Here is a 22952-nt window from a genome sequence, read left to right on the forward strand (position 1 = left end):
CCGGTGCCCTATGCAGCCAGTTCCGCCGGTTGGGCACGTCGCCCCGATCCATACAAGCGTGCTGCCGGTCTGAGTTAACGCGCATGCCGCCACCTGTCATCTCCGTCGTCATCGCAGACGATCATCCGGTAATTCAACTTGCAGTCAAGGCCACCTTGAGCGAGATCCCGAATGTCGGGATTTGCGCAATATGCTCGTCAGGAAAAGAGCTCTTTGCGGCGCTACAAACGCAACAACCTGACCTTATCGTCACCGATTTCACGATGGAGCGCTCCCAGGTCAATGATGACGGTCTTCGGCTGATCCACCGGCTCAGGCAGTCGCGTCCACATACACCGATCGTGGTTTTCACGATGTTGACCAATGGCGGACTGCTCACGCGCATCAAGGAGATGGGCGTTGCGGCCATCGTCGGTAAGAACGAGGAGCCGGGCATCCTGAGGCAAATCTGTATCGATGCAATAACAAGTACTGGCCAGCGCCTGTCGCCGGGCATAGCGGCCAGGATGTCAAGTGCGGGGGCGTTGGTCAACGGCACGGCAAGCCCGCTGTCCCCGCGGGAGATCGAAGTTGTGCGGATGTTCGCGACTGGCAGCACGCTCACGGAAATCGCGGGATATCTCCATCGATCGCTCGCTACCATTGCGACGCAGAAGCGCTCGGCAATGCGCAAGCTGAATATCACCACTAATGCGGACCTTGTCACGTACGCACGCGACAACGGTCTTACCTGATGCAGGAAGAGCGCGAGCGCTCGCAGCAATCGCCACTACACGCCGACCACTCGGTTGAGCGGAATCTGCAGCGGGAGCGCCGTGTGTTCTCGATGGTGGTCCTGCTGCTGGGGCTGGTCGCCATCGCGATCGCTTCGGCAGCAATGCTTGCCCGCCTGAATGAATCCCTGCGCGCCCAGGAGCAGGTCGCGCGCCTGTATGAGCAAGGCGTCGTCGATGCGGTGCTCGAACGCCGCAGCACCCTGACGGCGACGAACCTGATCCTTGAGTTGCGCAGCAATGGCAAAGTCCCCGTGGCGCAGCGCGGGCATGCCGGCAGTCTATGCACACAGGTGTCTCCGTCTGCGCCTCCCGATCCGGTGTTGGAGCAGAGTTGCGACCAGGCTGTCCGGACGCTGACTGCCGCAAGCCAGAAGCCTTCGATCGAGATGATCTCGATTGCGAACGGGGCGACGTATCGGTATGAAGCGCCCGACGCATCGGGATCCGGCGTGGCTGCGGCCCTTCCGCCGCTGTCGTCGTCAAGCATCACCACGATGATCCTTGAACGGTTCCAGAGCCGCGACATGGATCTCTTGCAGGCAGCGCGGGAGAAGCGTGTCGTATGGCTGGGCATCCCGGCGAATGCGGCCGGAGGGAGTCCGGAGATGGTTGGCGCATCGCTGGTCGCGAAAGGCGACGCACTTTACGCCATCGTGTTGACGCGGATCCCGCTGCAAGACTTGCTTCGGCCAGCCTGGCCGAACTTGTCGATCCCGGAGCCAATTGTCGTCGATCGCCTGGGCACGCCACTGGTTGCTTCAGGTGCACGGGCCAACGCACGGCGCCTGGACGCCAGGCTGGAGGGACTTCCGGAGGGGCTGTTTCACTGGGTCCAGGACTATGGATGGGCCCTGCGGCGCCCGCTGCTCATTGCGGATTTCGGCCACCTGGTCTTCGCACTGCCGCTAGGGCAGCAGTTCCGGGAAATGCGGCAGGAACTGCTTGTAACCGGCCTGTTTACGGCCGCGCTTCTCGCCTTGCTGTTCGCGATGTATCGATACTGGAACTATCGCTTCCTGACCGGCACATATGCCGAAGCGGCACGCGCACAGCAGCTGTTGCACGAAGCGAGACTCGCCAGCGAGGCTGCGGCCAAGGCCAAGGTGGCGTTCTTTGCGTCGATGAGCCACGAGATACGGACGCCGCTTTCCTCGCTGCTGGGAAACATGGAGCTCGTGGCCCTCGGTAGGCTGGAGCCGGAGCAGCGGGCGCGGGTAAGCGCCATGCAGGTGTCGGCCGAAGGGTTGCTGCAGATCGTCAATGACGTGCTCGATTTTTCGAAGCTCGACGTGGGAGCGATGCGTCTGGCGGAGGAGCCCGTCGTCGTCACGGAACTCCTGGGTCGCATTGCAATCTCGCACGCGCCGCTGGCGGCGCGGCGTGGGCTGAGCTTCTTCGCGGTATATGGCAAGGAGATTCCGGCGCGGCTCAATCTTGACCCGGTGCGCCTGACCCAGATCATCAACAACCTGCTTGGCAACGCGTTCAAATTCACCGAGGCGGGGAAGATTGTCCTGCGCGCGCAATGGGTGGATGCAAACCTTGAAATCGTCATCACCGATACCGGCGTTGGCATACCGGAGGCGTACAAGGAACGGCTGTTCCAGCCATTCTCCCAGATCGGCAACAATCGTCTCGCGCAGGCCGGCGGGACCGGGCTTGGACTGTCAATCTGCATGCGGCTGGTGGAGCGGATGAACGGACGTATCACGCTGGACAGCGTACTAGGCGTTGGCACGCGCGTTACGGTTCGCCTGCCGCTCAGCCCGCCAGGCGGGCATCAGACCCCGGCGCAATGGCGCCTGGCGCCGCGCCGCGCGCTGGTCCTGTCCCGTGAGCCAGAGTGCCTCGAAGGAATGCTGAACCATTTCGACTGGGGATCATGCCAGCCATTTTTTCGGTCCAGCATCGACGAGCCCATTGACGGGGACAGGTTCGACTGCCTGCTCGTGACCGAGTCCTTGGATCCGGCCCAAGTCATAGCGTGGTGGCGGAACCCCGCCACTATCGTGTGGCTCAAGCAACTGGGCCCGCTCGTCCCGACCATACGGCCGGATGGCAGCCGGGAGGTGTCTGCCTACAGCCTGGCCGGTATCCATGCCGCTGCACAGGCGGTCCTCAATAATGCTCCGGAGACCAGGCATGTCGACGAAGACCGTGTCGTGGCTGCCATACACGATCAGTCTGCAGCGCTGTTCGCGGGCCTTTCCGTGTTGGTCGCGGAAGACAATCTGCTGAACAGGAAACTGCTGCACGACCAGCTTCACCTGTTAGGTGCGAGCGTTATCGAAGCAGGCAACGGCAACGAGGCCTTGGCAGTGTTGTCGCAGCAGGGCGTGCATGCAGTGCTGACGGATGTGGACATGCCCGTAATGAATGGATTCGACCTGCTTCGTGAAATCAGGCGGTGCAGGCCGGAGATACCCGTCTATGCCGTAAGCGCAAGCGCGAGACCGAAGGACGTTACCGAGGGGCTGGCAAGCGGATTTACCGGCTATCTCACGAAACCGGTGTCGCTGGCGACGCTGGCTTCGGTGCTCGATGCTGTTGCCGCCAAGGCCGACCCGCCACACACGGATGATGGGGCGGCGCCAGTGCTGCTAACCGATGACGATCTCCCTGAGCTGCCGTCGGTCGCCGGAGAATACGCCGAAGCGTTCCTGGCGCAGACCATGGTGGACCTGAACGAATTCGAGGCGGTCCGGGCAGCGCGAGACATCCGCCACATGGAACGGCTGCTGCATCGTATCGCGGGGACGCTCGGGGTCGTGGGGCGCTCAGGACTGTCCGAACTCTGCGCTGACCTGCACGGCCACGTGGCTGAAGCCAAGCGCTGGGACGACGAGATCGAACTGCAGTCCGCCTTCATCGTTCAAGGCCTGATGAGCGTATGCGAGCGCGGGCGTGGTGAGAACGGGGTCGCCTGCGGTTCCCGTCCGCTGGCTTTCTGACTTCTATGATTGTGAATGCACCTGGGCGCGGTCAGCATTGAGGGGAAGGCTGGATGCCTGCTTAAGGCACCACTCACTCGTCTTGGGTACTGCCCCCTTGCGAGGCCCTTGGTTCGCCCGCCTGTACGGGGGGTATTTTTCTCTGTGCCCCGGCCGGGCGCATTGGCTGGCGCTGATTGCCGCCGCACCGAGGCGCGAATCCCCGCCACCGGGGAAAGATGGCGCCATGCCCCGGCCTGGCACCTCCTCAGGAGAGTTCATGAGCAATCGTAGAAGTTTTGCTCTTGCCGTGTGCACGGCGGCACCGCGGAGGTAGACCGGGCTGGCGGCAGCCGGTCTACCGCGCCGAGCAACATGCCAGAGGCGTCCTAAAGAACGGCGCAGGCTTCTGCGCTGGCGGTAACGGCAACATCTACCCGCGCATCATTGCGTAGGACCACGCAGAGGAAGTTGCCGATGGCGTTGCCCGCATGAGGCGTTTCCCGCCAAAGGCGTGGGGGTGCCGTCGAGGCAAGCAGTTCGCCCTGTTCGGATGCGGCATGGAATTCCGTGCCGGCTATGGCATCGCTCCAGGTTATCGCGATGGGCCCCTCCGGCTTGGTGCCAAGGAAGCAGAAGGAGGGTGCCGACAGCGAGCGCCGCGACGCGGGTCCGGTCTCGCAAGGGCCGGCGCGTAGTGCCAGCACGTCATGATCGGTCTGGTTGACAGTGACGATTTTCGTCCACGGCCAGGGCTCCTGGAACGGATGCCAGGTCTCAGAGGTAGGGATCGCGCATCCTGAGATGGCGCTTGCCGTGGCAATGGCTATGAGACGTGTGGAAATCGCGGAAACAGCATTCATTGGATAGTCAGTTCAGGTGAACCTGATCTTCACCTGGGAGGGCATACGACGGCGGACAGAGTAAGCCTGCCTCGCCATGGTGGCTATCAAAGGAATTCGAAATGCCGGGCGGCCCTTGGCGCGCATCTTTTCGACGCACCCTCACTTTCGAATTTCTTTGATAGCCCCGCCCGCGCCACCGGAATAAGGTGTGCACATCCACGGAGATGCGACCGGCCGCGCCGGTTTGCGTCGACGGTATCTGATCCACTTCGAAGGAAACTACAGGAATGATCAAGCACTGCCTTTCGGCTGTCTCGATAGGGGGCGCCAGCGCGCGCGGTCGTGGGGTGCCCAACCTTGTCATGGCCCTGCTGATTGCCGGCGCCGCGCAATCGTACGCGCAGAACCTGCCCGCTCACGCGCAGCGAGACACCGCCGCGCAGCCGGAAGCCTGCTCCGGTACTGGCGCCGGCCTGCAATCCGCGGCCTGCCGTGCCGCCAGCAATGCCGGCCAGAGCAAGTACAACCTCCTGTACGCGGACGATGTGCCGGCCGGTAACAGCGAAAGGTCAACCGGGCCGGTTTCAGCCAGCCCGTGCCGGAACTGCCCGGCGGATGCACAATCCGGCCGGCAGGCGGGGCGCATGCCGGATAGCGCCGCCAGGAACAGCCGCAGCGAATCAGCGGGTACTGCGCCGGCCAGCACACTGTAGTTCTCAATCCAACCGAGTACCTGGCAAGTCAAACACCGGGCCCTGGTGCCCGATCTCTCTATTTCCCCGATGAAACTGCGTCAATATCTGCTGGCGGGCGTTGGCCTGCTGGCAATGCATGAACCAGCGTTCGCCTCCTTCCTCAGCGGAAAGGCCCTCGAGAGCGCCGCCAATGCCATCTCCTGGGTGGTGATGATATTCGTGCCGCTCGCAGCCATCTACCTGTTCTGGATGCTGCATATCTGGCCGGATAAGGTCGCCCACCGGAAACAGCATCCGCAAAGGGAAGCCATCCATGCGCTATGCCTGCTTTCGCTCTTCTTCGGCGGACTGCTGTGGCCGATGGCCTGGCTCTGGGCACACACCAAGCCGGTGTTCTACCGGGCGGCCTATGGCACCGACAAGCTGCCGGAAGACGAAGCGGCGCGAGGCGCGGCACATGCCCCCATCGGCCGGCCCGGGAACGTCGCGTCCCTGCGGGCGCCGGCACGCGGCGCTACGTCGGGCGCAGGGGAGCAGAGCTGAATGGATGCGCTGCTGCTTGCTATCTACGCGCTGGCCGTCTGGCTGATCTTTTTCAAGTTCAAATGGCTGCCATGGAACACGACGTCCATGGTCATCGTGGTCACGATTCCGGTGGTTGCCCTGACGCTGCTGGTCCTGACGCTGAACGTGGTGGCACCTTCGTCCCATGACGTCAGGGTGGTCGGCAAGGTGCTCCAGGTGGTGCCGCAGGCAAGGGGGCGCATTGTCGAACTTCCGGCCGAGGGTAACCGGCACTACAAGAAAGGCGATGTCCTGTTGCGCATCGACCCGACGCCCTATCAGGCCTCGGTCAGGCAACTTGAGGGCAGGTTGATGGCGGACGACGCCGCGCTTGCCGAAGCGCAGGCCGTTGCTCGCCAACTCAGCGAGTCCGTGCGCGGAGCGGCCGGCAAGGTTGCCACGGTACAAGCCAAGCTGTCGCTCGCCCGACAGCGGCTCAGGGAACATGAGGCACTGCTTGCGGCAGGTGCCGGATCGAAGTTTGACCGGGAAGATGCCCTGGCGCGGCGGCACGAACTGGAAGGCGAACTGGTCAGCGCTCAAGCCGTCGAGGACGAGGCCAGGCAGAAGCTGTCTGCCAAAAGCCAGGGGGAATTCGCCGCCATCGCCACGGCGCGCGCCAAGCGCGCGGAAACCGAAGTCATGCTCGAGAACGCCCGATGGGAACTTGGCCAAACCGAGTACCGGGCGCCCGCCGACGGCAAGGTCGTGAACCTGCAGGTGCGCGTGGGCACGATGCTGGTCCCGTTTCCGTTCTCGCCGGCATTCAGCTTCGTTGAGGACGAGCAGGAGGTGGTCGCCTTCTACAAGCAGAACGAGCTATACAACGTCAAGACGGGGGATGCCGCCGAGATCTACCTGCCGACGCACCCGGGTGAAATCATCAAGGCAAGGGTGGATTCGATCGTCTGGGCGCAATCACAAGGCCAGTTCGCGCAGGGTGGAATGATTCCGAACACTGGTGCCACGGAAGCCGTACCGAACCGGTTCGCCGTCAAGCTGGACCTGCGCGACGAATCGAAGGGCCAGATGCTTCCGGTCGGGGCGGTCGGCGCGGGTGCCATCTACACCTCGCACATGAAGATGTTCCATATCGTTCGGATGGTCTTCCTGCGCGTCAGTTCCAAGCTGAACTATCTGGTATTCAAGCTCCATTAAAGGCAAGCCTGTGTCGTCATCTCTCAACAAGACCCTTCCGGTACTGCTGGCGCTGCCGCTCGCCATGCTCTTTGGCTGCGCCCTGCAGGCGCCGCCGGATAGCGCCAGCCTTCGAGGCCAGGCGGTCCCCGCGCTTGAAGGGCAGCGCACCTGGGCAAACGAGGCCGCAGCAGGCGAGCCCGCGGACGACTGGCTTGCAAGCTTCGACGATGCTGAGCTGCAGCGGCTGGCCCGGGAAGCGATTGCGCACAACGGCGATCTCAGGCTGGCAGCGGTGCGCGTCGAGCAGGCCCAGGCACTCGTTACCATGCAAAGCAGCGGCCTGTTACCGAGCGCGGGCGTGAAGGGCAGGGCTGGCCATTCGGAAACCCAGTTCCTCTCGATTGGTGCGAGCTGGGAGATCGATCTCTGGGGCCGCATCCGTGCACAATCGCGTGCCGAAAAATCCCAGTATGCCGCTACCGCGGACGAATATCTCTGGGCGCAGCGCGTCGTCGCAGCCGCTACTGCCAAAGCATGGTTCACGCTGATCCGGTCAGCAAAGCTGGAGGACCGGCAGCGACAGGCCGTGGCGGTACAGGAGCAACTGGTGCAGATCAGCGAGCGGCGGGTTGCCATTGGGGCGGCACCGGGTACTGAACCGGTGGAAGCGAAAAATGCGCTGCGCACGCAGGTGGATTCGCTGCGGAAGGCCGAACTGGCCAGGAGCCAGGCCGCGCAAGCCCTGGAGCTGCTGCTGGGCCGCTACCCTGCCGGGGAAGTCGGGAATAGTGTGGCGAAGCTGGAGTTGCCCGCCATGCCCATAGCCCCGCAGGCAGGCCTGCCTGCAGACCTGCTTGATCGCCGCCCGGACTTGACTGCCGCGGCACACCGCGTCGCCGCGGCCTTCGACCTGAGGCAGTCCGCCGAGGCGGCGCGGCTGCCAAGCATTTCAATCAGCGCGGCCATTACCGGCATCCGTAGCGACGTGCTGCTGCTCAACCAGTCCGGCACTCCGATCAAGGGACTGAATGGCGCGATCTTCGCGCCGCTGTTCACGGGAGGAGAGCTCAAGGCGAGGGCGGACTACTACAGCGCCGAGCAGAAGGCCGCCATGATCGCCTATGGCAACAGTGCCCTGCAGGCACTGGGCGAGGTCGATGCGGGGTTGCGTGCCGAATCGAATCTTGCAGATCGCACCAGGCAACTGCAGGATCGGGTGAACGAGAGCCAGCTATTGGTACAGCGCGAGGAGGCGCGCGTTAGCATTGGTGCTTCCGATCCGCGCGGCGTCCTGAAGGCTCGGCAGGCAATGCTGGCTGCCGAGATGGATCTGATCCACCTGAGGGGCGATCATCTCAACCAGCGCATTGCGCTATTGTTGGCGCTAGGGGGTGACTGGAGCAGGAAAGCCATGGAAAGCGCTTGAATGGGTCAAAATGCCAGTCAGAGCATGAAGCTGACTGGCATGGTGTGCTGGATGGAAGAGATTCACTTCTTGCTTTGAGAATGCGCGTCAAAGCGCGCGACTTCTTCGAGCAGCATCGGCATCCCCATCGCCAACGCCATCGTGTTCCACGGGAGTACGTTCTTGAACAACGACTCGGCGGTAACGGTGCAGCCATCCGGTGCACGCTGGATGAAGTCGAACAGGTTGTACGGATGCGGACCATGGTGGCCGCCACCGATGCCGATGCAGGTCAGGTTCAGCGGGCCCTTGTAGACCCCCTTGCGCACCATGCGGTCCAGCGTTTCGAGCGCATGCAGGAATAAACGTGCGCACGCTGCAACGCCAGCTCGAAAGCGCCGGAGCGGTCTTCTCCGACATGGTCAATGGCGTAAGGCGCGATCTCGTCATCCACTACATGGAGAACGGAAGCCTCTCGCTGGGACGCATTGCCGAGTCGCTCGGATACTCCGCTTATGGCTCGTTTTTCCGTTGGTTCACTGCGCAGTTCGGGATGACGCCGACGCGGTGGCGCGACACTAAACCAGCAGACAGGGGAAGGTGCGGCAAATAGCCGTTGTTGGAGACCGCAAAATCGGGGGCAACGACGAAGTCTGCCGCGGAAACGCTGATGAGCCAGCTACAATGCGCGCATGGATTCCGATCCTCGGTGCGAGGATCCGATCTCCGAAAGAGCTATTGGGACTTCGTTGTGGGCAGGGGGCGGTGACTGAGTGGCTCCGAGTGTGGGGCACAGCTGCGGCAAAGGGACGCCCGGGTTTCCTCCGCCAGAGCCACCGTGCCTACATCACGCGCCCGAACCACCACAACGACAGCAGCCCCGCACACGTGGCCAGCAACGCCCCCAGCGCGGCGAAGAACGCAGTAATTTCCACCTGTTCGCGCTTGCCAAATGCCAGCCGCATATTGAGCGCCCGGTACACCTTTTTCAGTTGCGCGGCATTCCCAAGCGGGAAGTACTCTGCCCCTGTTGCATTGGCGACTTCCTTCAATACCTTCTCATCCAGCCTGACGCGCGCCGACCAGCCATCGACCGAGAGCACCACGCCGTCGGTCGTGCCAACCCCGACGGTATAAACGCGCACGCCGTGCGCGGCGGCAAGCTGCGCCGCCTGCGTCGCGGCCGGGCCGGTGTTGCTTTCACCGTCGGAAAACAGGACGATCGCCCCGGAGGGATAAGAGCCGGGCGTCACGGCTTCGCCGCTGCGGGATGCGTCCGGCTTTTGCAGCGGCGTGGTGTCGCCGTTCATGAGGCGCTCGGCGTCACCAGCCGTCTGCGGCAGCAGCGTCGTCAGCGCGATGAGCAGGCCATTGCCCAGCGCGGTGCCGCCTTGCGGCTTGAGGCGGTCGATCGCCGTGGCCGCGGCATCCTTGCTGCGGCTGGGCGCCTGTGCCACGGCGGCGGTGCCGGCCATCGCGACTACTCCCGCGCTGACGCCCGCGGGCAGTGTGTCGAGCAGAACCTTGGCCGCTTGCTGGGCGGCGCGGATGCGGCTGGGCTGGATATCCTGCGCGCGCATGCTGCCGGACAGATCGATGACCACGACCACGGTCTCGATGTGCGAGGGCAGCAGCATCACTGCCTGGGGTCGGGCGATGGCGAGGGTCAGCGCGGCCAGGGCCAGCAGGAGCATCATGGGCGGCACGTGGCGGCGCAAGGTCGCGCCGCCCCTGATGGCAACGCCGACGGATTTCAGGGTGGGAGAGTGCAGCGTGGCGTGGCGCCGGCGCCTGTCGAGCCATAGGTAGCCAGCGGACAGCACGAGGACGAGCGCGAGCAACCACAGCATGCCTGGCCACAGGAAGCTGAAGACGGGTAGCCGGCTTATGGCATCGGTCATGCTGCCTCCTTGGGCCCGTTCTCCTGCTTTGCTGGCGCAGCGGCCCCTCGACGATGGCGGCGCCGGCGGGTGAAGTGCAGCAGGGCCAGGTCCAGGCGGGCGTAGGTCGACAGCGTCAGGCACGCCACGCCGGCCTTGGTGAAGGCCAGGCGCAACTCGTCCTCGCGCGCCTGGGCGGCGGCGGCGAAGCGTTTGCGGAAGGCCGGGTCGTGCGTGTCGACGAACATCTGCTCTGCGGTTTCGGCATCCTGCAGCACGACCAGGCCCAGGTCGGGCAAGGCCATCTCCAGCGGGTCGACCAGCCGCACGGCGACGACCTCATGGCGCCGGGCCAGCATTTGGAGCGATGCCTGCCAGCCCGGGGCGCTGATGAAGTCGGAGACCACGAACAGCACCGATCGATGTTTCGCGACCGCCCGTGCGCGCTCCAGCAGGTCGCGCAAGCGGGTGTCGCCCGGCGACGCGGCCGGTGTGGCATGCATGCGGTCGAGCAGGTGCAGCAGGTGCCGGCGCCCCGAGCGCGCCGGCACCACCGACGCGCCCGCGTCTGTGGCCCCGCCGTAGAGCAGGGCGCCGACCCGGTTGCCATAGCGCGTCAGCAGCAGCGCCATGACGGTGGTGAAGTCGCTCAGCAGGTCGCGCTTGCTCACGCTGCCGGAGCCGAAACCGACCGATCCGCTCAGGTCCAGCAGGAACCAGACGGAGACCTCCCGGTCTTCCTGGTACTCACGCACGTGCGGTGTCTGCAGCCGCGCCGTCACGTTCCAGTCGATGTGCCGCACGTCGTCGCCGGGGCGGTATTCGCGCAGGTCGGCAAGATCCAGCCCAAAGCCGCGGAACAGCGTGCGGTAGTCGCCCTGCAGCAGGCCATCGAGGCGGCGCACCACGGTCCATTCCAGGCGGCGCAGCAAGGCCTCGGTCTGCCTTGGGTCGACGCTGGCCAGCGCCGTGCCGGCGGGTGTGCTGCGGGGTGCGGCTTCCGGGCCGCTCCGGCGCCTATTGCGCAGGCGCCCGAACATGGGATTCCAATGGGCGCTCCGGGACCGGCAGCGCCTGCAGGATGCGGGTGACGAGCTGGTCGGCAGTCACGCCGTCGGACATGGCCTCGTACGAGAGCACCAGGCGGTGGCGCAAGACATCCGGCACGAGGTCGACCACGTCTTCGGGCAGCGCATAGTGGCGGCGGCGCAGGAACGCCAGGGCGCGCGCGCCTTCTATCAGGCCGATGGTGGCGCGGGGGCTGGCACCGAACGCTATGTATCGATCCAGGTCCTCCAGCCCGTAGCCTCCCGGCTTGCGGGTGGCCGCCACCACGCGCACTGCATACTGGAGCAGGCTCGGATCCACATAGATCCTGCCGCATTCGTCCTGCAGGCTTGCCAGGCGCTCCGGCGTCGCGATGGGGCTCACGCTGATGCTGGGGCCGGTGACACGGTTGACGATGACGGCCTCCTCCTCCTCGCTGGGATAGCCCACCAGGACCTTCATCAGGAAACGGTCGACCTGCGCCTCAGGCAAGGGGTAGGTGCCTTCCGTTTCTATCGGGTTCTGCGTGGCCATGACGAGGAAGGGCGTGGGCACCAGATGGGACTCGCCGGCGATGGTGACCTGCTTCTCCTCCATCACTTCCAGCAAGGCGCTCTGCACCTTGGCCGGCGCGCGGTTGATCTCGTCGGCCAGCAGCAGGTTGGCGAAGACCGGACCCCGCACGGTGGAGAACTCGCCCGTGCCCTGGTTATACATGCGCGTGCCTATCAGGTCGGCTGGCAGCAGGTCAGGCGTGAACTGGATGCGCTTGAAGGAGCCGCTCATGGTCCTGGCCAGCGTCTTGACGGTCAGCGTCTTGGCCAGGCCCGGCACGCCTTCCACCAGCAGGTGGCCACCCGCAAGGATCGCCACCAGCACCCGTTCGAGGAAGTGGTCCTGCCCTACCACCACGCGCTTCACCTCATACAGCAGGCGTTCCATCAACTCGGCGCTGTCCACTGCGCCCCTGGTTTGGTCGTTCATAGGCCCCCGCGATTAGAAAGGAGAGGATCCGATGGAAGCGCCGGCGCTTTCGATGGTGACAGCAAAGCCGATGCCGAGGAAAGTGCCGCTCTGGTTGGGGTTGAGGATGGCGGTGACGATCCCTACCACCTCGCCATCCAGATTCACCAGCGGTCCGCCGGAGTTGCCCGGATTGGCGGCGGCGTCGAACTGGATGAGCTTGTCCAGGTCCCGCTTGCCGTCCGGCAAGACGAACCTGCGGTCGAGCCCCGACACCACGCCGGCAGACACCGACGGGCCGATGCCGAACGGAAAGCCGACCGCGACGACTTCAGTGCCGGGCGCGAGGTTCCGGCTGGAACCGAGCGTCGCCGGCGGCAGGTCGTCGGGGATGGAACTGGGCCGGATCACGGCTAGGTCTTTCTCCGGGAACGCCTGCACCACCGAGGCCTCGGCCGTGTGGCCGTCGTGGAACCTGACCTCCAGGCGCAGGGCGTCGGCGACGACGTGGTAACTGGTGAGAATGATGCCGCTTTCGGTCACGACCACCCCCGAACCGATGTGGCGGGCTGTGCGCTTGCCGCCGGACTCGCCTTTGCCGCCAGGTGGGTCGCCTTTGGCGAGTTCATCGCCCGAGGGCGGCGGGGATAGCGGGGGCGATTCGGGAGGTGCTTTGCGGCGTGTGGCAGGGGAATCACGCTTGGCGTGGGGGGCGGATGCCGCTTTCTTCGGCTTGTCCGCAGCCTTTTCGGCTGGCGCATAGCTGCGAACTTCCACCACCGACTCGCGAACCGCCTCTGCCGCCCTGGCTGTGCGCGAAGGCAGACGCTTGGTTTCCAGCGTGTGCAGCACGGCGGAGTCGATGTCGGCTTGCTTGAGGACGCGCGGCGTCGGCTGCAACAGCCAGGCAGAGCCCACGACTGCCGCGAGCACCAGCGCCACCGCTGCCGAGACCCATCCGTAGATCGTTACCCGTCTCATTCCGCCCCCGAGGTCCCGTCCCGCCGTGAAAAATACAGTACCATCGTCTTACCCACGCGCCAAGGAGCAGGTGCATGCAGTTTCTCTGGCCGCAAATGCTCTGGCTGTTGCTCGCGCTGCCCCTGCTGGCAGCCGCTTACCTGTACCTGATTGCGCGGCGCAAGAAAATCGCGCTGTTATACGCCAGCCTTGCGCTGCCGCGCGCCGCCCTGGGCCCTCGCCAACGGCTGCGGCGTCACATTCCGCCGCTGCTCTTCCTGCTCGCGCTGGGCGCGGCCCTGCTGGCTTGCGCCCGTCCTACTGCGACGATCACGCTGCCGTCCGACACCATCACCCTGGTGCTGGCCATGGACACCTCCCGCAGCATGGCGGCGACCGACGTTGCACCCACCCGCATCGGCGCATCCAAGCAGGCTGCCCGGGATCTCATCGTCGGGCTGCCGGCCAGCGTGCGCCTGGGCATGGTCTCTTTTGCCGCCACCGCGACCGTGGTGCTGCCCCCCACCGACAACCGGCAGGACATGCTCGACGCAATCGATCGCTTCCAGCTCCAGCTCGGCACGGCGACCGGCAGCGGGCTGATCCAGGCGCTGGCAGTGTTGTTCCCCGACGATGGCATCGACCTGGAAGCCATCCTTTTCAGCGGCGAGTCGCTCGCACCCGGGCCCGGCGGCAGATCGCTGACAGAGGCCGCCGCGGCGGATGCCGTCCGCAAGCGCGAACAGGAACGGCCGGCGGCGCAGCCCGGCTCGTATCGGCACGGTGCGGTGATCCTGCTCAGCGATGGCCGCCGCACCACCGGCCCGGACCCGCTGGACGCCGCGCGCATGGCCGCCCAGCGCGGCGTGCGCGTCTATACGGTGGGCTTCGGTACGCCGCAGGGCGGAGCCGCGGCAGAGTCGGGCCTGTCTTACTACATGCAGCTCGATGAACCCGCCTTGCGGGCGGTAGCGGCGATAACGAACGGCGAGTACTTCCAGGCAGGCTCGGCTGCGGACCTGAGCCAGGTGTATCGCCAGCTCAGCGCCCGCTTCGCGCTCGAGCGCAAGGAAACCGAGATCAGTGCATTGTTCTCGGCAGCAGCGGTCCTGCTGCTGGGGGTGGCATGCGGGCTCTCGATGCTGTGGTTCCGGCGGTGACCTGAAGCACGGTAGTCCCCCCGATCGGCGGCGAAGCGAACCAGCGCCAGGAAATGGCAAAGTGGCTGCACCGTTCCCAGTGCGAATCGTCCGACTTCTAGCGGCCTTCTTCGACAAGTCCATGCACTTCAACGGTGGCAGAATGGCTTGTGTCCGCTTTCCCGTCACAGCTTTGACGGAGAGACGCGCCACGCGAGGCTGACGACATTGTGCTGACCCTTACAGATGTCTCCAAGACATACAACGGCGCCCGACCGCGCACGGTTCTCCACGGAGTCAGTCTTGCGCTGGACGCCGGCGAATTTGTCGCCGTCATGGGCGAATCGGGCGTGGGCAAGTCAACGCTGCTCCACCTGATCGCCGGTCTGGATCGGCCCGACAGTGGCCGCATCCAGTTCGACGGACAGGATCTGGGCAAGCTGGACGACGATGCCGCAACCTTGCTCAGGCGTCGCAAGCTGGGGTTCGTGTTCCAGGCCTTCCACGTGCTGCCGAATTTGAGCGCGGCGCAGAACGTGGCGCTGCCGCTGCTGTTGAACGGCCTCGAGCGAAAAGGGGCGTCGGCGCGCGTTGCCGAGATGCTCGCCGCGGTTGGGCTTGAGGGGCGCGAGGACAGTCTGCCGCGCGAGCTTTCCGGCGGGGAGTTGCAGCGGGTGGCGATTGCGCGTGCCCTGGTACACCGTCCAATGCTGCTGCTGGCGGATGAGCCGACTGGCAACCTTGATCACGAGACGGCCGCGCGGGTGCTGAGCCTGCTGCGCGAACTGGTCAACGCAAACGGCACGGCCGCGATTATCGTCACGCATTCGGCAGTGGCTGCGGCGACGGCGGATCGCGTCTTGCAATTGACGCCAGGCGGATTGACGCCGCTGGGGCCACAGCCGCCGATGAGCGCGGCCGCCTAAGCCATGCGAACGCCGCGCTCACTCGGCCTTGCGCTACTCCCGGGCGAATTGCGCGCCCATCCCGGACGCGCCATCATCGGCATCCTTGCCGTGGCCATCGGTGTGGCAATGGGCTATGGCGTGCATCTGGTCAACCACGCTGCACTGGCGGAGTTTTCCCAGGCGGTGCGCTCCCTGATGGGGAATGCCGATCTGGAGATCCGCGGGCCGCGCATGGGCTTCGACGAATCGCTCTATCCGCGCATCGCGGGCCTGCCGGAGGTGGCGGCGGCCAGCCCCGTGGTGGAAGTCACTGCGCTGGTGCCGGGGCGCACCGGTGCGCTGACGCTGTTTGGCATCGATGTGTTCCGGGCGGCGCCTGTGACACCCAATCTGATCGGGCGGCCCGCCGAGGAGCGCGCGGGCAAGCTCGACGTTCTCGATCCCGACGCCGTGTTCCTTTCGCCGGCGGCGCTGAGCTGGCTCGATCTCAAGCCCGGGGACCCGCTCACCGTACAAGTCGGGCTGACCGCGCTTACGCTGCGTATTGCCGGCACGCTGCCGGCGGCGGGCGAGGGCCTGCGCCTGGGCGTGATGGATATCGGAGCAGCGCAGTGGCGCCTCGACCGGCTTGGCCTGCTGCAGCGGATCGACGTCAAGCTCAGGCCGGGAGTGGACACCGGCAACTTTGCGCAAGCGCTGGCCGCGCTGCTGCCGCCAGGGGTGGTGGCGGGTTCGCCGCAGGACAACGCGCGCCGGACTTCCAACCTGTCGCGCGCCTATCGGGTGAACCTGAACGTGCTTGCGCTGGTGGCGCTGTTCACAGGCGCCTTCCTGGTGTTCACGATGCAGGCTGTATCGGTGCTGCGGCGGCGCTCGCAGCTTGCACTGTTGCGCGCCCTCGGGGTGACACGCGGTGGTCTGCTGCGGCTGCTGCTGGCGGAAGGCGCGGCGCAAGGCACGCTCGGCGCGATGCTCGGCCTGGCGCTTGGCTTCGTCCTCGCCGCCGCGGTGCTCGGGTACGCGGGCGGCGATCTGGGCGGTGGCTACTTTGAAGGTGTAAAGCCCAGGGTCCGCTTCGACGCGCCGGCAGCGCTGATCTTCTTCGCGCTCGGCCTGTCGGCGGCGGTGCTCGGCAGTCTCGCACCGGCATGGGAGGCCGCCCGCGCGCGGCCGGCGCAGGCGCTCAAGGCGGGCGATGAGGAGACGCCGCTCAAGCGGCTACGCTCGCCGTGGACCGGGCTTGCTGCGATGGCAGCCGGGCTCGGGCTGACGCCACTGCGGCCGGTGGCGGATCTGCCGGTCTTCGGTTATGCAGCGATCGCGCTTCTGTTGGTGGGCGCCATCCTGCTGATGCCACGGCTGGCGCATCTTGTGTTCGGCTTGCTGCCCTCTTTGCGACAGGCTGTGCCGCAGCTTGCCCTGACCCAGCTCGCCGGCGCACCGGGCCGCGCCGCCATCGCCCTGGCCGGCATTGTCGCCAGCTTTAGCCTGATGGCCGCGATGGCGATCATGGTGTCAAGCTTCCGCATCTCGGTGGACGATTGGCTGCACAATGTCCTGCCGGCCGATCTCTATCTGCGTGCTTCGTCAAGCGGCGATAGCGCGTATTTCTCGCTTGACGACCAGGCGGCCATCGCCAGCCTCCGTGGCGTTGCGCGTGCCGAGTTTCTACGTTCGAACCAGATCCTGCTTGATCCCGAGCGTCCCCCCGTCACGGTCATTGCCCGGCCGATCGACCCGCGCAATCCGGGCGCGCGGCTGCCGCTGACGGCTGCGCCCGTCGCGGCGCAGCCGGGTGATCCGCCGGCGGTATGGGTCAGCGAGGCGATGGTCGACCTCTATGGCTTCCGCCCGGGGCAACGTATCACGCTGCCGCTGCAGGGCCGGCCCGTCGCCTTCCTGGTGGGCGGCGTGTGGCGCGATTACGCACGCCAGCACGGTACGGTGGTGATCAGCCAGGACGATTATCGGCGGCTCACGGACGAGCTGCGTGTCACTGACGTCGCCCTGTGGCTGGAGCAGGGCACGGGCCCGGCGCAGGTCAAGGAGAGTCTGCGCCAGCGCGTCGCCGGCGGTGAACACATTACATTCTCCGAGCCTGGCGAGATTCGCGCCATCACCCTGAAAATCTTCGACCGCAGCTTCGCAGTGACCTACCTGCTGGAGGGCATAGCGGTCGTGATCGGGCTATTCGGCATCGGCGCCAGTTTCAGCGCGCAGGCCCTGGCGCGCGCGCGCGAATTCGGCATGCTGCGGCATCTCGGCTTCATGCGTTGGCAGATCGGCGCGATGCTGGCACTGGAGGGCGCGTTACTCGCTCTGCTTGGCGTGGTAGCCGGTCTTGCGCTGGGATGGGTCATCGCGGTCATCCTGGTTCACGTTGTCAATCCGCAGTCGTTCCACTGGACCATGAGCTTGCATGTGCCTTGGGTATTCCTGGCCCAGGTGGCAAGCGCGGTGGTGGCGGCGGCCTCGCTGGCTGCGCTGGCGAGCGGGCGGCAGGCGATGTCGCGTAGCGCCGTGCGCGCGGTTCTGGAGGATTGGTGAAGAGGCGCTCATTCCTGCTGTTGTTGCCGAGTTCCGGCGTGGCGGCCGCGGCGCTGGGCGCAGCGCCCGCTTATCCGCCAGTCGCCGCAGGCCGAACCCTGGCCTTCCCGCGCGACCACGGCGCGCACCCCGACTATCGCACCGAATGGTGGTATGCCACCGGCTGGCTGCAGACGCAGGCAGGAGCGCCGCTCGGCTTCCAGGTTACGTTCTTCCGCTCGCGCCCGCAGTTTGACCAGGCCAATCCAAGCCGCTTCGCGCCGCAGCAACTGCTGTTCGCCAATGTCGCACTGAGCGATCCCGTGGCCGGCAAGCTCCAGCACGACCAGCGTGCGGCGCGCAGCGGCTTCGGCCTGGCGCTTGCCGATACTGCCGATACCGATGTGTACATCGGCAACTGGTCGCTGCGCCGAGAGACCACGGGGCGCTACCGAGCCAGATTTCCCGCGCGGGATTTCACCCTCGATCTGACAATGGAGCCAACCCAACGGTTGCTGCTGCAGGGCGAACGGGGATACAGCCGCAAGGGCCCGCTGGCGGCCCAGGCGAGCTATTACTACAGCCAGCCGGGGCTCAAGGTGAGCGGCACCCTGGAGCGGCGCAGCCTGCAGGAAACCGTGCACGGCAGCGCCTGGCTGGATCACGAATGGTCGTCGACCTTGCTGGCCGACGAGGCCGTCGGCTGGGACTGGCTCGGCCTCAACCTCGATGACGGCGGCGCGTTGATGGCCTTCCAGATCCGGGACAAGGCGGGGCGCAAGTTCTGGGGAGGCGGCACGCTGCGCGGCAGCGACGGTCGCGTCCAGGTACTGGCTCCCGAAGAGGTCAATTTCATGCCGGCACGCCGTTGGCGCTCGCCTCATACCGGCACGAGCTATCCGGTTGCCATGCGGTTGAGGGCAGGCGATCTCGCGCTCGAACTGGTACCGCTGATGGATGATCAGGAACTCGATAGCCGCGCGAGCACCGGCGCGGTCTATTGGGAGGGCGCGGTGACGGCGTTGCGGGGAGGCAAGGCGGTCGGACGGGGCTACCTCGAACTGACCGGGTATTTCCAGCGCCTCAATCTTTGACTTGAGGCCCGGCCCGGGTAATTGGGAGCGGCCGGTCGGAGTGCCCGCCCGCCGCTTCGCTCGGCGATCCACACGATTTCCCTCAACCGCAAGATTCTCGCCACACCCCCTCTTTGGTGGGACCTTCTCCAGAGGAAAGCCGATTGCCCTGCTATTTCCGTCACGCTATGATGATTTTCAAATAGCGCGCCGCGTGCTCCCTACTCGTTGGTGATTGCGGGCAGCGTAAAGAAAAGTGCCGCCGGGCAATGGAGGGGTCAATTGGTAAAGGACGACTACAAGCACTGGAGACGCCGGTGGCTGCGGTGGCACTCGCGGTCTCTGCTGGCAAGCGCACTCGTATTGCAGCGAAGTGAGTGTGATGCCTACCTTAACCAGATGCTGAGGGCATACCTTGCCTACGGCGACTTCACCGAAAACGAAGTTGATTTCATTTTTCGGCGAGTCTCCCACGGCGTACGGAAGCTCGGGTCAAACCTGGATGCATCAGTCTTTGCCCGGCGTGCCCAGGCGCGAATCCGAGCCCATGGGCTTAGACTGATGACGGACGCATCCGAGGTCTTCGGCTAGGACCTAGCGGGAAAGGGAGTGACTGCTCGTCGATGTTGGCCGGATGGGACGCGCCAACGCGAGTATAGTCATGAATTGCGCTCGCGCGGGCTTGGGTGTTGGAGAGTTCCCGCACGAGCGCTAGCGCAGTGCGCACCGCACGCTGCCTACAGGAGCTCCCCATCGCATTGTGCCGCATTGCGCTCCAGCATGACTTCGCAGGCCCGCTTCTCCGTCCGTTTGTTTGGCGAGTTCCAGCTCGACGGCGCTGGCGCGCCCCTGTTTAACGCAAACTCCCCCCGCTTGCAGGCGCTGCTCGCCTGCCTTGTCCTGCATCGCGACGCACCGCAGACGCGGCAGCAGCTCGCCGTACTGTTCTGGCCTGATTCCTCGCAGGCGCAGGCGCGCAATGCCCTGCGCCAACTGCTGTTTCAGCTGCGCAAGACCTGGCCGGAGGCAGATCAGTTTGTCCATGCCGATGCGCAAACGGTGCGATGGCTGCCCGATTCGCCGCTTGACCTCGATGTAGCGCAGTTCCAGTCCGCGCTTGCGGCTGCGGCCAGGGCCTCGAGGCACGGCGACGCAGGCGCTGAAGAAGAGCTGCTGACGCATGCCGCCGATCTCTATCGCGGTGACCTGCTGGCCAACTGCTATGACGAGTGGATCCACCCTGAGCGCGAAAGGTTGCGCGAACAGTGCATCACGGCGCTCGCGCGCCTCGGTCAACTGAGTGAAGACCGGCGCGACTATGCAAAGGCGTTGAAGTACACACAACAGTTGCAGCGGCTCGACCCGTGCCGCGAACCCACCTGCCTGGCGCTGATGCGCCTGCACGCGCTGAACCACGATCACGCATCGGCCATGCGCGCCTATCGTAGCTGTGTGGAAACGCTCGCGCGCGAATTGGGCGTCCTGCCCGGCGACCCCATGCGCGAGGCCTATGCGCGGTTGGCTGCGCAGGCTGCGTCAATGCAGCGCCAACGCCCGCGGGATGCGATGCTGCCAATGATTGGCCGGCATGGCGAATGGCGCCGGCTGCTTGAAGTCTGGCAGCGTACCCAGCTGGGCGACAAGCAGTTTGTCCTGATCCTGGGCGAAGCCGGCATCGGCAAATCGCGCCTGGCGGAGGAACTGCTGGTCCATCTGGCCGAGCAAGGCATCACCGTGGCGCATTCGCGCGCCTATGCGGCCGAGGGACGGCTCGCGTTTGCACCGGTGACCGGCTGGCTGCGCAGCCCTGCCCTGAGTGGTGCGATCGGCAAGCTCGACAAACTGTGGCTGACCGAGGTCACGCGCCTGTTGCCGGAATTCCTCACGCAGCAATCCGGACTGTCGCCGCCGTCGCCTCTTACCGAATACTGGCAACGCCAACGGTTTTTCGAGGCGCTTGCGCGAGCGGTGCTTGCACAAGGCGGGCCGCTGCTACTGCTGCTCGACGACCTGCAATGGTGCGACGGCGAGACGCTCGAATGGCTGCGCTTCCTGATGCGTTTCGACGCGGCGGCAAGGCTTATGGTGGTCGCAACGGCGCGCCCCGAGGAAATCATGCCGCTGCACGCGGCGAACCAGCTGCTGGACGCACTACGCCGCGACGACCAGTTCATCGAGATCTCATTGGGGACACTGGACGCCGCCGAAACGGCAAAGATAGCGGCCCAGATCCTGGACCGGCCGCTGGCAGACACGGAGGCAACCCGGCTGTTCGAAGAGAGCGAGGGTAACCCGCTGTTTGCGGTCGAAATGATGCGGGCCCGCTCCGACACCATGCCGGTCGGGGACGCACAGGGCGGCATGGCGTCGAAGTTGCCGCCCAAGGTTTACACCATCATTTCGAACCGGCTGGCACAGCTTCCTCCGGGCGCCCGCGAAATCGTCGGGGTTGCTGCAATCATTGGACGGGCGTTCACGACCGACATCCTCGCCCAGGCAGGCGACCTCGGCGAGGATGCCCTGGCAGGCGCGCTGGACGAGTTGTGGCAGCGGCGCATCGTGCGCCAGACCGACGGTGGCGGCCTGGCGTTTGACTTCAGCCATGACAAGATCCGCGACGTGGCATACGCCGACGTGAGTCCGCTACAGCGCCGCCGCCTGCATTTGCGCGTGGCGCGAGCGCTCGAGCAGGCGTCAGGCGATGCGCCCGACGCGGCAAGCGCGCAGATCGCCTCGCACTATGAGCGGGCGGGCCTGCCAGCCCAGGCGGCGGCGTTCTATCGGCGCGCGGCCGGCGTTGCGCAGAGTGTGTATGCCTATGACGATGCCATTGCATTGCTGACGCGCGGGCTGGGGCAAGCGGACCGGATTGCCGATCCGCAGGAGCGCGCCAGTCAATCGCTGGCCCTGCAACTCGACCTGGCGCCACCGATTCGCATCGCCCGAGGCTGGGCGGCCCCCGAACTGGAGGCGCCGCTGCGACGCGCGGTGGAACTGAGCCGGCTGGCGGGTGACGCCAGTCAGCAAGCACGCGCCCAGGTCAGCCTTTCATTTTTCCTGGTAGTGAGGGCGGAACTTGCACAGGCACGTAGCCTGAGCGAGGAACTGATTGCGGGATTGGGGCCGCTGGGCTCCGGTACTTACTCGGTGATGGCATGGACCAGCGTCATGGGTAGTCTGGTCCAGCAAGGCGACTGGATGGCTGCCGAGCCCGCGTATCAACGCGCGCACCGCGCTTATGACGAGGCCCAGCACGCCGAGCATGCGTCCCTGATGGGCGGTAACTTCGGCGTGCTGGCCGCCGCGTGGTCGGCGCACGCATTGTGGTTCAGGGGGCTTGCCGATCAGGCCCTTCAGCGTGGACGCGAAGCGCTGGAGGTGGCGAACCGGGTAGCACACCCGTTCTCCCAGGCGCTCGCGCTGTCATATCTCGCGACGCAGCATGCGCTGCGACATGAGCACGGTCTCACGCTGCACTATGCCCGCCAGGCACACGAGATCGCCGAACAGTACCACGTAGGCTACTACCTTGCCTGGGCCGGCATACTGCTCGCCTGGGCGAACGCGAAACAGGCGCCCGGCGCCGACGCCGTGGTGGCGGTGCAGGGGGCGATCGAGGGCTTTCACGCAACGGGCGCACGCCTGCGTCTGCCGCTGTATCTGGCCATGCTCGCTGAATGCCAGGGCGACGTAGGAGAGACCGAGGCTGCGTTGGCGGCTTTGGGCCAGGCGCTCGAATGCGCCGGGCGCACTGGCGAGCACTGGGTGGACGCCGAGCTGTACCGTCTGCGCGGTGAATTGCTGCTACGCAGCAGCGCCAACCTCGCCGAAGCCGAGTCATCGCTGATCAAGGCGATCGAGATCGCCACAGCCCAGCACGCGCTACCGCTTGAGCTGCGTGCCACCCTGTCATTGACAACGCTGCGAACCTCGCAGGGGCGCGGCAATGCGCATGAGGTGGTCGAGGCGCCGCTTGCGCGATTCACCGAGGGCTTCGATCAGCCCGACATCGTCAAGGCGCGGGCGTTACTCGCGCGTTAGCTTCGGCTCGACCACTGCGCGCCGATCGGGAGGCAGAATCCCTTTGTAACGGTTCACCTA

At 65.5% G+C, this 22952-nt stretch carries 17 protein-coding genes and 1 pseudogene; 12 read left to right on the forward strand and 6 right to left on the reverse strand.

The features are described from left to right. The first annotated feature begins 83 nt into the window (after positions 1 to 83). Positions 84 to 734 (forward strand): response regulator, encoded by a 651-nt coding sequence (locus AC3WON_RS02055; RefSeq protein WP_492351013.1) that lies wholly within the window; start codon positions 84 to 86, stop codon positions 732 to 734. Next, a complete protein-coding gene (locus AC3WON_RS02060; protein WP_492351014.1) occupies positions 734 to 3727 on the forward strand; it encodes a hybrid sensor histidine kinase/response regulator in 2994 nt (997 codons plus the stop codon). Before AC3WON_RS02055 ends, AC3WON_RS02060 begins: the two co-directional genes overlap by 1 nt. A gap of 368 nt (positions 3728 to 4095) precedes the next feature. Here AC3WON_RS02060 and AC3WON_RS02065 read toward each other — a convergent pair whose 3' ends face one another. Next, positions 4096 to 4569, reverse strand: coding sequence for a hypothetical protein (locus tag AC3WON_RS02065; RefSeq protein ID WP_492351015.1), 474 nt, complete (start codon positions 4567 to 4569; stop codon positions 4096 to 4098). Between the two features lie 269 nt (positions 4570 to 4838). On the opposite strand from AC3WON_RS02065, the gene AC3WON_RS02070 reads away from it, so the two are divergent. From AC3WON_RS02070 to AC3WON_RS02085, 4 genes are all read left to right on the forward strand, one after another. After that, complete coding sequence (locus AC3WON_RS02070) at positions 4839 to 5264, forward strand: hypothetical protein (RefSeq protein ID WP_492351016.1); 426 nt, start codon at positions 4839 to 4841, stop codon at positions 5262 to 5264. Between the two features lie 69 nt (positions 5265 to 5333). Then, positions 5334 to 5789: a DUF3302 domain-containing protein gene (locus AC3WON_RS02075; protein WP_492316836.1), complete on the forward strand. Its 456-nt coding sequence runs from the start codon at positions 5334 to 5336 to the stop codon at positions 5787 to 5789. Further along, positions 5790 to 6968, forward strand: coding sequence for an HlyD family secretion protein (locus tag AC3WON_RS02080; protein WP_492351017.1), 1179 nt, complete (start codon positions 5790 to 5792; stop codon positions 6966 to 6968). Positions 6969 to 6978: 10 nt separating this feature from the next. After that, a complete protein-coding gene (locus tag AC3WON_RS02085; protein ID WP_492351018.1) occupies positions 6979 to 8376 on the forward strand; it encodes an efflux transporter outer membrane subunit in 1398 nt (465 codons plus the stop codon). Between the two features lie 119 nt (positions 8377 to 8495). Here the strand turns inward: AC3WON_RS02085 and AC3WON_RS02090 are convergent. Then, a pseudogene (locus AC3WON_RS02090) lies at positions 8496 to 8714 on the reverse strand (3-keto-5-aminohexanoate cleavage protein); the annotation flags it as partial. Positions 8715 to 8722: 8 nt separating this feature from the next. Here AC3WON_RS02090 and AC3WON_RS02095 point away from each other — a divergent pair. Beyond that, on the forward strand, positions 8723 to 8968 hold the full coding sequence (locus AC3WON_RS02095; RefSeq protein WP_492351019.1) for a helix-turn-helix domain-containing protein: 246 nt from the start codon (positions 8723 to 8725) through the stop codon (positions 8966 to 8968). A 229-nt stretch (positions 8969 to 9197) separates the two neighbouring features. Here the strand turns inward: AC3WON_RS02095 and AC3WON_RS02100 are convergent, their stop codons facing one another. Genes AC3WON_RS02100 through AC3WON_RS02115 form a run of 4 tightly spaced genes read right to left on the reverse strand, consistent with a single transcriptional unit; the run spans position 9198 to position 13226 of the window. Then, entirely contained in the window at positions 9198 to 10256 is a 1059-nt protein-coding gene (locus AC3WON_RS02100) for a VWA domain-containing protein (RefSeq protein ID WP_492351020.1), read from the reverse strand. Beyond that, positions 10253 to 11275, reverse strand: coding sequence for a DUF58 domain-containing protein (locus tag AC3WON_RS02105; RefSeq protein ID WP_492316841.1), 1023 nt, complete (start codon positions 11273 to 11275; stop codon positions 10253 to 10255). The genes AC3WON_RS02100 and AC3WON_RS02105 overlap by 4 nt, the downstream gene beginning before the upstream one ends. Then, the gene (locus tag AC3WON_RS02110) at positions 11253 to 12266 is read right to left on the reverse strand and encodes an AAA family ATPase (RefSeq protein WP_439669149.1); all 1014 of its coding nucleotides are present in this window, start codon (positions 12264 to 12266) and stop codon (positions 11253 to 11255) included. Before AC3WON_RS02110 ends, AC3WON_RS02105 begins: the two co-directional genes overlap by 23 nt. 12 nt (positions 12267 to 12278) lie before the next feature. After that, the gene (locus AC3WON_RS02115) at positions 12279 to 13226 is read right to left on the reverse strand and encodes a S1C family serine protease (RefSeq protein ID WP_492351021.1); all 948 of its coding nucleotides are present in this window, start codon (positions 13224 to 13226) and stop codon (positions 12279 to 12281) included. 74 nt (positions 13227 to 13300) lie between these two features. Between AC3WON_RS02115 and AC3WON_RS02120 the strand changes: the two genes are divergently transcribed. The 5 genes from AC3WON_RS02120 (at position 13301) to AC3WON_RS02140 (ending at position 22892) form a co-directional block, all read left to right on the forward strand. Continuing rightward, positions 13301 to 14365 carry a VWA domain-containing protein gene (locus tag AC3WON_RS02120; protein WP_492316843.1) on the forward strand — a complete coding sequence of 355 codons (1065 nt, stop codon included), beginning with the start codon at positions 13301 to 13303 and terminating at the stop codon, positions 14363 to 14365. A gap of 209 nt (positions 14366 to 14574) precedes the next feature. Continuing rightward, entirely contained in the window at positions 14575 to 15270 is a 696-nt protein-coding gene (locus AC3WON_RS02125) for an ABC transporter ATP-binding protein (RefSeq protein WP_492316844.1), read from the forward strand. Positions 15271 to 15273: 3 nt separating this feature from the next. Continuing rightward, complete coding sequence (locus tag AC3WON_RS02130; RefSeq protein ID WP_492351022.1) at positions 15274 to 17799, forward strand: FtsX-like permease family protein; 2526 nt, start codon at positions 15274 to 15276, stop codon at positions 17797 to 17799. Next, positions 17796 to 18872, forward strand: a complete 1077-nt coding sequence (locus tag AC3WON_RS02135; protein WP_492351023.1) for a lipocalin-like domain-containing protein — start codon at positions 17796 to 17798, stop codon at positions 18870 to 18872. The genes AC3WON_RS02130 and AC3WON_RS02135 overlap by 4 nt, the downstream gene beginning before the upstream one ends. 759 nt (positions 18873 to 19631) lie before the next feature. Next, entirely contained in the window at positions 19632 to 22892 is a 3261-nt protein-coding gene (locus AC3WON_RS02140; RefSeq protein WP_492351024.1) for an AfsR/SARP family transcriptional regulator, read from the forward strand. Positions 22893 to 22952: the final 60 nt, after the last annotated feature.

It is taken from the genome of Cupriavidus sp. FW305-46 (assembly GCF_058787075.1).

Coding starts and splice junctions, on each gene's coding strand:
- AC3WON_RS02100 (WP_492351020.1), bottom strand. CDS start 10,256: ATGACCGATGCCATAAGCCGGCTACCCGTCTTCAGCTTCCTGTGGCCA.
- AC3WON_RS02115 (WP_492351021.1), bottom strand. CDS start 13,226: ATGAGACGGGTAACGATCTACGGATGGGTCTCGGCAGCGGTGGCGCTG.
- AC3WON_RS02060 (WP_492351014.1), top strand. CDS start 734: ATGCAGGAAGAGCGCGAGCGCTCGCAGCAATCGCCACTACACGCCGAC.
- AC3WON_RS02070 (WP_492351016.1), top strand. CDS start 4,839: ATGATCAAGCACTGCCTTTCGGCTGTCTCGATAGGGGGCGCCAGCGCG.
- AC3WON_RS02140 (WP_492351024.1), top strand. CDS start 19,632: ATGACTTCGCAGGCCCGCTTCTCCGTCCGTTTGTTTGGCGAGTTCCAG.
- AC3WON_RS02080 (WP_492351017.1), top strand. CDS start 5,790: ATGGATGCGCTGCTGCTTGCTATCTACGCGCTGGCCGTCTGGCTGATC.
- AC3WON_RS02075 (WP_492316836.1), top strand. CDS start 5,334: ATGAAACTGCGTCAATATCTGCTGGCGGGCGTTGGCCTGCTGGCAATG.
- AC3WON_RS02105 (WP_492316841.1), bottom strand. CDS start 11,275: ATGTTCGGGCGCCTGCGCAATAGGCGCCGGAGCGGCCCGGAAGCCGCA.
- AC3WON_RS02055 (WP_492351013.1), top strand. CDS start 84: ATGCCGCCACCTGTCATCTCCGTCGTCATCGCAGACGATCATCCGGTA.
- AC3WON_RS02130 (WP_492351022.1), top strand. CDS start 15,274: ATGCGAACGCCGCGCTCACTCGGCCTTGCGCTACTCCCGGGCGAATTG.
- AC3WON_RS02110 (WP_439669149.1), bottom strand. CDS start 12,266: ATGAACGACCAAACCAGGGGCGCAGTGGACAGCGCCGAGTTGATGGAA.
- AC3WON_RS02065 (WP_492351015.1), bottom strand. CDS start 4,569: ATGAATGCTGTTTCCGCGATTTCCACACGTCTCATAGCCATTGCCACG.
- AC3WON_RS02120 (WP_492316843.1), top strand. CDS start 13,301: ATGCAGTTTCTCTGGCCGCAAATGCTCTGGCTGTTGCTCGCGCTGCCC.